This is a genomic window from Brevibacillus sp. NRRL NRS-603, from assembly GCF_003013445.1.
Taxonomy (GTDB): domain Bacteria; phylum Bacillota; class Bacilli; order Brevibacillales; family Brevibacillaceae; genus Brevibacillus; species Brevibacillus formosus.
In genome coordinates, this window is the sequence record NZ_PXZN01000002.1 from 100,425 (window position 1) to 110,490 (window position 10,066).

Below are 10,066 nucleotides of genomic sequence, written 5' to 3' on the forward strand. Positions count from 1 at the left end.
AGCGCTACACGCTTTCTTCGACGGGAGCGGGGACACTGGTCAAAATTTGCTCCACGACTTCCTGCTCCGTCACATGCAGCTCTGCTTCCATGGAGAGGCGGATGCGGTGAGCTGCCAGGCTTGGAAACACCACTTTTACATCATCCGGCAAAACAAAACTACGTCCAGAAATGAACGCGTAAGCCTGGGCCGATCGCAACAGGGAGAGCATGGCACGCGGACTGATGCCCACTTCAACCGAGCGATGCTGGCGAGTCGCTTCCGTCAGGTCGATGATATAGTCTTCCACCGGTTGGCTGACGTGAACGGTCGTGACCTCGCGTTGCAGAGCCGCAATTTGTTCGACAGTGATGACTGGCTCGACCGCTTCTAATGGGGAGCCGCTGCGGAACCTACGCAAAATTTCTTTGGCATCCTCTCGCGTACCGTAGCCAAGAGACAGCTTGAAAAGGAAGCGGTCCAACTGGGCTTCCGGCAGCGGATAGGTCCCTTCCGATTCAATCGGATTTTGGGTAGCAATAACCAGCATGGTCGATGGGAGTGGCAGGGTGACACCTTCAATCGTAACCTGGCGTTCCTCCATGCATTCCAGCAAGCCGGATTGAGTCCTGGGAGTGGCCCGGTTTATTTCATCTGCGAGCAAGACATCCGCAAAAACAGGTCCCTTTCGCAGTTCGAATTCACTTGTTCGTTGATTGAATACGTGTAGACCGACGACATCAGATGGCAGTAGATCTGCGGTGAATTGCAGGCGGTTGTAAGAACCGCCAATCGCTTGCGCCAATGTTTTGGCAAGCACGGTTTTTCCCATTCCGGGCAAGTCCTCCAGCAATACATGACCACGGGCAAGCAAGGCTGTGACTAATAGGCGGATCTGACTTTCCTTGCCCACGATGACGCTGCTGATAGCATGCTGAAGGTTATCCAATGTCGGATGAGTCATGAAAATTCTCCTTTTCCCATTCAAAATTGAGGAGTCATACGGTTTTTATTATATATGGAATATCCTGTTAGTTACAAATTTTCGAAATAATATTCCTGCCAGCGCGGCGAACACGATGACGGCACCTACAGAGATGTAAAGAGGGCGAATCCCTACCTGATCGCTCAGTTGTCCACCAAGCCAAATACCGACGGGCATCGTCGCACGCACGATGAGCAAGCGGACAGAAAGTACACGCCCCATTAGCTCGGAAGGAACGTGAAGCTGATACAGGCTTGTGCTGTGTACCTGGAAAAAGGGAGCAAACAGACCAGCCAGTAGTTCGATGGTGATAGCGAGCCAGATGTCATGAGTAAAGCCTATCGCAACAAAGCTCAAGCCACCTAGTGCCAGTGATCCTAACATGATCAGGGGCTGTCCGAAGCTGCTGCGGAAGCGAGGCACGAGCAAGGAACCGAAGAAATATCCCAACGGGTAGCCAGCTAAAAACAAGCCTACATGAAACGAGGTGCCTTGCAGCTCGCCAGCTACAAAAGGCAGGTTTAGTACGAGTGTGACTCCGACAGCAAATTGGACGAGAGCTGAATACAGGCCAAGCCAGAGCAGAAGGGGTTTCTGCCAAAAAATCGCAAGACCAGCCTTAAACATGACGAACCACGATTGCTTCTTGTTGGCGGTATCCGCTGAGGCGATTGGGCAAAGAACCAGAAAGAAACCGCTGAGCGCATAGCTGATCGCGACCAATGCGAATACGGACTCTCCGCCGATACTCGCCACGAGAATCCCAGCCAAAGGCGGACCTGTAATCAAGGCAATCCGCAAGACGCTATCCAAATAGGCATTGGCTTGGAGGAGCTGCTCTCTTTTGACCAGAGCAGGGAGGAGCGACTGACTGGCTGGCACATACAGCGGTTGAACGAGACCGTTGATCAAGGCAGTGAAATACAGCGGCCAGAGTGATTCAGTCCCGGAAGTAATGACCGCAAAGGACAAACAAAACGCAGCAGCTCGCATCCATTGAGAAAAAATCATGACACGCTTCTTATCGAATCGGTCGATGTACGGTCCGGCTACCAGCTGAATAGCGAGCGACGGCAAGAAATACAAGAGCAACATCTGTCCGACCGCACCTTGTGAGCCTGTTGCCTGATAGATTAACCAGCTATTGGCGAGGGTACCGAGTGAGGCGCCGAGTTCTGAAATGAGCTGACCGAAAAGAATCCAACGATAAGAACGCTGCTGCCAGACAGAGGCTTGTACAGCGGTTTGGTTCATGGGGTGCTCCTGTCCAGGAATTCATCCCATAACAAGGGGAGCTTGTCCAGCGTATGACGGCGGAGTCTGTAACGGGAGCCTGCTGTTTCAACGAGATGGGCAGACCGCAGCATGGACAGATGATGATGTACTGTCGATTTCGCCATGGAGAGTTGATCTGTTATCTCTTGCAGGCTCAGATCCTTTTCCGCCAGCATTTTGACCATGCGCAGCCTGTGCTCATCTCCGAGTGCTTTCAAGGCCTGCACCAGTGAAGGCGGTGGCTGATTAGGATCTACAGCATCGTGCAAATTTTCGTCAGCCACAGGGTAATAAAAAATTTTCGTCCCAACAGCATCGGCCTGTACCGTCCACGGGCGATAGATCGCTTGCGGGATCAGCAGTACACGTGTCACGGCAGGCTCTGGGAGGTAGCTCGATCCCGTCGCATACTCTACCAAGGCTTCTGGGGGGAGCTTTCCTAGCTTGTTTTGCTTTTGCGACCAATCCCGTTCTAGCATGCGAACGATTTCTTGCTCACGCGGCTTGATATGAGTGGTATACCAGCCTTCCATCAATCGGAGAATATGGCCCCGCAGCTCTTCTGCATCAACGGAAGCAATATGTCCGATGTACGATTCAAAAAAGAGGTGCGTACGGCAGGCTTTCTGCAAAGCGGCGCAATCATCCTTGCTTCCTAGTGCAGCCTTCCGTCGTGCTTCCTGCATATTTTCACCGAGATAAGGGAGGGCCTCGTATCGGAGCTGTTCGGTTGAAAGCTCTCTGACATACGAGAGAAAGGAATCTAGATCAGCGAAAGGGCAAAGATCGAGCAGTTGCAAAAGCGTCTTCCACGTGTTGTGCTCCTTGGCATAGTCGACCTCTTGCCGTACAGGAGGTGATAGCTCGTCCAACAGTTGACGCCAGTAGGCAGGAGGGTGTTCCATCGTGTGATGCAATTGATCGTAGGTAGCGGCAGCGATTCCCAAGGCAGCTTCGAATAAAGGAGAATATGAGAGCTCAACCCGATAGGTCGTTCGTTCACTGCCAATGTTTAAAATCTTCATGTGATCATCCTTCCAAAATTTGTACATAATTATGTATTTTATAGATACCGAATCTTAAATTCAATATTTTTCGAACAGAAATAGAAAAGGAAAAGAAGAATCACAGATCTCTGTCCAAAGAGATGACGTGATTCTTCTTCCTGAAAAGGTAGGGTTAACCTACCGTGGATAATTGCGAGGCACGCTGTAGTGCTTGCTCCAAATCAGAGATGATATCGTCGATCGATTCTGTGCCGACGGAGAGGCGGATAAGTCCCGGGGTCACTCCGGCTGCTGCCTGCTCTTCTTCTGTCATCTGCTGATGTGTTGTGCTCGCTGGATGAATGATGAGTGACTTGGAGTCCCCGACATTTGCGAGATGGGAGAACAGCTTCACTGACTCGATCAATGTTTTTCCTGCCTCAACGCCACCGCGAATTCCAAAGGTCAGGATCGCGCCAGCACCTTTTGGCAAATATTTTCGGGCCAATTCACGCTGGGAGTCTGACTCCAATCCCGGATAACTCACCCACTCTACCGCAGAGTGATTGGCGAGGAACTGGGCTACTGCCAAGGCGTTCTGGCTATGCCGCTCGATCCGCAGATGCAGTGTTTCTAATCCTTGCAGGAACAAGAAGGAATTGATTGGAGCGACTGCTGCTCCGATATCGCGCTGGAGCTGAACACGTGCCTTGATAATATAGGCCAGCGGACCGACTGCCTCTGTATAAACGACGCCATGGTAGCTTGGGTCTGGTGTAGTCAGACCTGGGAATTTTCCGTTGTTCCAGTCGAATTTTCCAGAGTCTACGATGATACCGCCAATTGCTGTTCCGTGGCCGCCGATGAATTTGGTGGTGGAGTGCACGACGATATCAGCCCCGTGCTCAAAAGGACGGCACAAAATCGGCGTTGCGAAGGTGTTATCCACGATCAAAGGCACGCCATTTTCATGTGCAATATGGGCGATCGCCTCGATATCAGCGACATCAATGCGCGGGTTGCCGATTGTCTCGCAAAACACGGCTCTTGTCTTTTCATTGATATAGGCACGGAAGTTTTCTGGATTGGATTGATCTGCAAAATGAACCTTGATTCCGAGGCGGGGAAGAGTGTGGGCGAACAGGTTGTAGGTACCGCCGTAGAGGCTGCTGGAAGCGACGATCTCGTCTCCTGCATGCGCAATATTTAAGATGGCGAATGTAATGGCAGCTTGCCCGGATGCGGTCGCGAGTGCACCAACACCACCTTCGAGCAGGGCAACACGCTTCTCAAACACATCCTGCGTGGGATTCATGATGCGTGTATAGATGTTCCCAAACTCTTTTAAGCCAAACAGGTTGGCTGCATGCTCCGTATCGCGGAAAACATAGGAGGTTGTCTGATAGATCGGAACAGCACGTGAGCCTGTTACAGGGTCAACCTCCTGCCCACCGTGTACCGCAAGTGTTTCTGGCTTCCATTGTTGTTGATCGGACATGTCCATCTCTCCTTTTGCTAATGGGGAATCGGCTAATAAAAAACGGAGCATTCTCCTGAGAAGAAGAAGGCTCCGAACATGCACGGGCTTTTGTTCATCTCTCAGAATCACTGGATTCTGCAGGAATTGGCACCATGCAGCTAGTCTGCTGGTTGCCGGGTTTCGTAGGGCCTGTCCCTCCACCGCTCTTGATGAAAATAATTGTTGTCGTAATTGTATGAAAATAAAACCTTGCTGTCAATGAGGAATATACAGTTATCGGGGAGGTTTTTATGTATATATGGATGAAAGGTGTTCACTCATGCCATTAATTTGTAACGGTTTTGTCTCAACCTGTTCACATCCCGTGTGGCTATTGCCGCATCGAAATAGGAGATAATGGTAGAAAATGGGGAGCATAGATGCATGGTGAAGCCAAGTGCTCTTCGCGTTAGAAAAGTAAAATAGCGTATGATATCATGGAGGTGGTTACAACTGATCTGATCGTACATATAGGAGGATAAATAACGATGAGCCATGGAGTAAAGGAAATTACACCACAAGAGCTGTTGGAAAAGCTGGAAGCCAAAGAGGAGCTGCAAGTCATTGATGTACGCGAAGTCGATGAGTGGAATGCGGGTCACATTAAAGAGGCAAAGCTGATCCCACTCGGCTTTTTGCCGCATCGTATTGATGAACTGGATAAGAACATTCCGATTGTGATGGTTTGCCGCAGTGGTGCCAGAAGCAATACAGCTACAGAGTATTTGAGTGCACAAGGGTATGACGTGGCGAATATGGTTGGCGGCATGCTCGCATGGCCAGGTGAAGTGGAACAGTAAGACGTTGTTGTGATAGAAACAGTGTGAATGCCTCCCGTGTTTAAACAGGAGGCATCACGCATGGGACAAGCAGGGAGGTAGCAACCCGTGAGTGAAGGAACACAATTGCAGCAGGAATCTGCAATGAAGAAGCATTGGTTTCCTGTGCTAGCTGGTATTATCATTTTGGCTATCGTCGGAGTATTTGGTTATAATTACATGACAAAAGAGAAGATCGAGGTGTTGAAGCCGATCGCGGACTTCACCTTAGACAACAGTGACGGAACAACCTATACATTTAATTCAAGTGCTGGCAAGGTACGACTGGTAGAGTTTATGTTTACCAAGTGCCCGGATATTTGTCCGGCGACTACGTTCAACATGGCCAAGCTGCAAGATCAGTTGAAAGAAAAGGGACTGTTCGGAGACAAGGTGGAGTTTGTTTCCATTTCTTTTGACCCTGATAACGATACGCCGGAAGTCTTGCAGGACTATGCAGCCAAGTTCAAGGCAGATCAGAGTGGCTGGAAGTTCCTGCGCGGGGATGCTCAGGCTGTAGAGAAAGTGACGAAGGATTTTGGTCTGATGGTCATTAAGGAGCCAGATGGTTCTTATTCCCACACGGCTCGCATGTTCCTTGTGGATGGAGAGGGAAACATGCGCCGCGCGTACGGGATGGCAGCCAACATGGAGCTGGAAGTCATGATGAAAGAGATGGTACAGCTCGCTGACTAGCGGGTCTCCTCATAGGAGATGTTTACGACTTCTTCTGATTGATTCACGAATTCAATATGAACGAGTAACGCCCACCTGCGATTGCTTTCTTGAAGCAAGAGCTTAAACGTCTCTTCCGACGTGGTGGGCGTTTTTTGTTTTCGTCCGACATGCAGGTAGTCCACAATTTGAGCGTTTGGATATCGCTTCATCGTTTCCTGCACCGCGAGTCTGCCCCATTTTGCATAGGGAGGCTGGGCATAGGTAGGAAACGGCTGAAAGATGAGCAGGAAAAGTACGATAGAGAGAAGGGGCATCATGTTCCGATAGCGAAATAGGCGACGAGCGGCTTGCACTTGCTTATCCGCCTCCTTTTCGAAATGGCTTGCCATGTATTTTGAAGACTTTTCGGAATATCATTCGTAGAAAATAATGACAATGAAGTGCGGGAGGTATTCGATGCATTACTTGCTCATTCCCTTATTTGGCGTTCCTGTTTTGGTAGGGGTTCTTGCGGCGATTTTTCAAAAGCCTCCTCTTTGGAAAAAATGGGGGCTCACGATTGCTTTAGCCGTACTGATTTACGGAGGCTGCTTCGCCGCGAATGTATATTGGCAAATGAAGTACGGCATTCCGGTGTTACCCACGGAGTCTGATTTGGAGGTCTTTTTATACTTTTGTATCCTGTTGGTGTTTGTTTGTATCCTCCTGTATATTGGCTTTTTGATCACCATGAGAAAACAGTTTTGGAAAATGAACCTCGTTTTTCTGTGCACAGCCTTTGGTTTGTTTAGCTTTTTTGCCGCTGCTTTTTTAGGGATGGGTCCCTTTTTGAAGAAAGCGGAGTACGTCATCGTCGTACAAAAAGCAAAAGAACAGTGGAAAGAGGCGAAGATGGATAACGAGAAGCCCATTGATCTCGCTCTCGTATACAGCAGACAAGAGTGTACTAAAAATTGTGCCGGGTATCCGTATTCAAGTCTCATCCTGGTGCGAAATCAGTCTGACCAGCCGTTGGAGATCAATTTGAAGCTGCGATTGAAAAACAAAAGCGGGACGGTATTAAAAGAAGTCGAGGCCGTACCATTAAAGCTCTCTTCAGGAGAAATTACGGAGGTATGGACGGGCGATTCTTATGCGAAGCACGACTTCTGGGCGAGAGCTAGTGTCGTTACCGATGAACGAGTTGCCGATTTGGAGTATCAGTATTCGATTATTGACCGAAGATGAATGTGTGGAATAGACAAGACTGGATGAAACGAACGTCTTACGTTGTGATATAATAAGAATGGCATGCTTGGTTCGGATTCCCATAATCATGCACGACGATGTTAGGAGGAAAGAGTTTGAGCGACGTTAAGATTTTCGCGATGGGCGGCCTCGGCGAGATCGGAAAAAATATGTACTGCGTCGAGTATGAGGACGAAATCATCATCATTGACTGCGGGGTGAAATTCCCCGAGAATGAAATGTTCGGTATTGATCTGGTTATCCCGGATGTTTCCTATTTAGTGGACAACCAGCACAAGATCAAAGCACTTTTGTTAACGCACGGACATGAGGATCACATTGGTGCGATTCCTTATATTTTACGGCAAATCAAGGTGCCTATTTACGGTGGTCGTCTGACCCTGGGCTTGGTCAAGGCGAAGCTGGAAGAGCACCGTTTGCAAAATGAAGTGAAGCTGATTCCGATTTCGGAAGATACGGAAATTCCTTTTGCGAAGCTGAAGGCGACATTCTTCCGGACGAACCACAGTATTCCTGATTCTTTGGGAATTGTGCTTCATACACCAGAGGGAATGGTCATTCACACGGGTGACTTCAAGTTTGACATGACACCAGTCGGGCAAACAACGGAGTACGGAAAAATTGCACGCATTGGTGCGAGCGGGGACGTTTTGGCGCTTTTGTCCGATAGTACGAACAGTGAGCGTCCTGGGTTTACGATGTCAGAGAGATCGGTAGGAGAAGGGATTCTTGATGTGGTACGCAAAGCGCGTGGACGCATCATTCTGGCTACCTTCGCTTCCAACGTGCATCGCCTGCAACAGGTGGTAGATGCTGCGGAGCAGTGCAATCGCAAAGTGGCGGTTATTGGCCGCAGTATGGAAAAGGTTTTCTTGATTGGACAAGAGCTGGGCTATATCCAGATGCCAGAGGGCATGCTGATTGATATTAAGCACATCGACAACTACGCGGACAACCAAGTGCTGATTATTTGCACAGGCAGTCAAGGTGAGCCGATGGCAGCGTTGACTCGGATTGCATCCGGTTCCCATCGTACCGTTTCCATTTATCCAGAAGATACGGTGATCATTTCTGCATCCCCGATTCCAGGAAATACAATCAACGTAAGCCGCACGATAGACAAGCTGTACCGTGCAGGTGCCAACGTAGTATTGAGTCACGAATTTGATATTCACGCATCAGGTCATGGCAGCAGCGAAGAGCTGAAGCTCATGCTCAACTTCATTCGTCCGAAATATTTCATCCCGATCCACGGGGAATACCGGATGCTCAAGACTCACTCCAAGCTGGCCCAACAGGTTGGGATCGAGGAGAGCAACATCTTTATTATGGACAACGGCGAAGTGCTGAATTGCAACCGCGAAAAAGCGTGGCTCAGCAAAGTACAAGCAGGGATTGTCCTCATTGATGGCAGTGGTATCGGCGATGTCGGCAATATCGTCCTGCGCGACCGCAAGCATTTGGCTGAGGATGGCTTGATGGTCGTGGTTGTCAGCCTGGATATGAAGAACTTCAAAATTTTGACGGGCCCAGATATCGTGAGCCGCGGCTTCGTATATGTACGCGGTTCAGAATCCTTGATTCAGGAAGCGACACAGCTCGTTCGTGGGCGTCTACAGGAAGCATTGGATAAGAAAATCAAGGAATGGTCTGAGCTGAAGTCACAGATCAATGAAGTGATCAAGCCGTTCATTTATGAAAAAACAGGCCGTAACCCAATGATTCTTACCATTTTGATGGAAGTGTAGCTCCTGCTTTCTCGGGTAGAGGCAGTCGGGGTATAATAATAAGTAAGTTGAACTTCGTGATAAAAAGGAGAGTTGCCCAATGATGTCTTATGAAGCATATATGAGCCAAGTAATTCAACCGATGCGCGATGAGTTGACTCGCAACGGTTTTCAAGAACTTCGCACTGCTGAAGAAGTAGAGCAAGCACTGCCAAACGCAAAAGGCCTGACACTTGTTGTCGTGAACTCGGTTTGTGGCTGCGCAGCAGGACTCGCTCGTCCAGCAGTTGTACATTCCTTGAATCACGCTACTAAGCCGGATAACATCTTCACCGTATTCGCAGGTCAAGACAAGGAAGCAACTGCAAAAGCACGTGAGTATTTCGAAGGCTATGCGCCGTCTTCCCCATCCTTCGCGATCATGAAAGATGGCAAAATCATGACCATGATCGAGCGTCATCAGATCGAGAACAACGAACTGGCGACAATCGCTGGCCTGTTGACCAACGCTTACGATACTTACAAATAAGAAACCACTAAACATCACGAGGCGCCCGGTAACGGGCGTCTTTTTTTACAGACTTGGTGCCAGTGATCGTTTGAAATGGGGCTGCAGTGAAGAGAAGAATATTTCCAGTCTAGGCTCCAGGCTCCGTCCATCTGAGGGTTAAGACTGTCCGCTCCGAAGGGATTCGCGGGGAAACGCAAAAGTGGTAGCCGCTACGCCGTATGGGCACGGTTGCGTTTCTGTTGCCCGCGAATCCCTTCTCCACTCGGTAGGACTCCACAAGTCGCTACGTCTGGAATATTCTTCTCTGTCGTTACTGAGGACATTCCTTCATTCTTTTAAA

Annotated in this window: 10 protein-coding genes and 1 riboswitch; of the genes, 5 read left to right on the forward strand and 5 right to left on the reverse strand. The window is 49.3% G+C overall.

Translation table 11 applies throughout. The features are described 5' to 3' along the window. Window positions 1–4: 4 nt before the first annotated feature. From C7R94_RS00800 to C7R94_RS00815, 4 genes are all read right to left on the reverse strand, one after another. Entirely contained in the window at window positions 5–943 is a 939-nt protein-coding gene (locus C7R94_RS00800; RefSeq protein ID WP_106778059.1) for an AAA family ATPase, read from the reverse strand. A 48-nt stretch (window positions 944–991) separates the two neighbouring features. Beyond that, the gene (locus C7R94_RS00805; RefSeq protein ID WP_106778060.1) at window positions 992–2,218 is read right to left on the reverse strand and encodes an MFS transporter; all 1,227 of its coding nucleotides are present in this window, start codon (window positions 2,216–2,218) and stop codon (window positions 992–994) included. Beyond that, the gene (locus C7R94_RS00810) at window positions 2,215–3,264 is read right to left on the reverse strand and encodes an ArsR/SmtB family transcription factor (protein WP_106778061.1); all 1,050 of its coding nucleotides are present in this window, start codon (window positions 3,262–3,264) and stop codon (window positions 2,215–2,217) included. Before C7R94_RS00810 ends, C7R94_RS00805 begins: the two co-directional genes overlap by 4 nt. 154 nt (window positions 3,265–3,418) lie before the next feature. After that, complete coding sequence (locus C7R94_RS00815) at window positions 3,419–4,723, reverse strand: homocysteine synthase (protein WP_106778062.1); 1,305 nt, start codon at window positions 4,721–4,723, stop codon at window positions 3,419–3,421. 91 nt (window positions 4,724–4,814) lie between these two features. After that, a riboswitch (SAM riboswitch) is annotated at window positions 4,815–4,921 on the reverse strand. A gap of 311 nt (window positions 4,922–5,232) precedes the next feature. Here C7R94_RS00815 and C7R94_RS00820 point away from each other — a divergent pair. Together C7R94_RS00820 and C7R94_RS00825 are read left to right on the forward strand one after the other, a co-directional pair. Further along, on the forward strand, window positions 5,233–5,544 hold the full coding sequence (locus C7R94_RS00820) for a rhodanese-like domain-containing protein (RefSeq protein ID WP_047073938.1): 312 nt from the start codon (window positions 5,233–5,235) through the stop codon (window positions 5,542–5,544). A gap of 87 nt (window positions 5,545–5,631) precedes the next feature. After that, on the forward strand, window positions 5,632–6,258 hold the full coding sequence (locus C7R94_RS00825; protein WP_106778063.1) for an SCO family protein: 627 nt from the start codon (window positions 5,632–5,634) through the stop codon (window positions 6,256–6,258). Here the strand turns inward: C7R94_RS00825 and C7R94_RS00830 are convergent. Next, the gene (locus tag C7R94_RS00830; protein ID WP_106778064.1) at window positions 6,255–6,593 is read right to left on the reverse strand and encodes a YqzG/YhdC family protein; all 339 of its coding nucleotides are present in this window, start codon (window positions 6,591–6,593) and stop codon (window positions 6,255–6,257) included. The two genes, C7R94_RS00825 and C7R94_RS00830, sit on opposite strands and share 4 nt — an antisense overlap. A gap of 103 nt (window positions 6,594–6,696) precedes the next feature. Here C7R94_RS00830 and C7R94_RS00835 point away from each other — a divergent pair, with 103 nt between their 5' ends. From C7R94_RS00835 to C7R94_RS00845, 3 genes are all read left to right on the forward strand, one after another. After that, a complete protein-coding gene (locus C7R94_RS00835) occupies window positions 6,697–7,467 on the forward strand; it encodes a hypothetical protein (RefSeq protein WP_106778065.1) in 771 nt (256 codons plus the stop codon). Window positions 7,468–7,565: 98 nt separating this feature from the next. Next, entirely contained in the window at window positions 7,566–9,236 is a 1,671-nt protein-coding gene (rnjA, locus tag C7R94_RS00840) for a ribonuclease J1 (protein ID WP_047073943.1), read from the forward strand. 79 nt (window positions 9,237–9,315) lie between these two features. Beyond that, on the forward strand, window positions 9,316–9,744 hold the full coding sequence (locus tag C7R94_RS00845) for a BrxA/BrxB family bacilliredoxin (protein ID WP_012684201.1): 429 nt from the start codon (window positions 9,316–9,318) through the stop codon (window positions 9,742–9,744). Window positions 9,745–10,066: the final 322 nt, after the last annotated feature.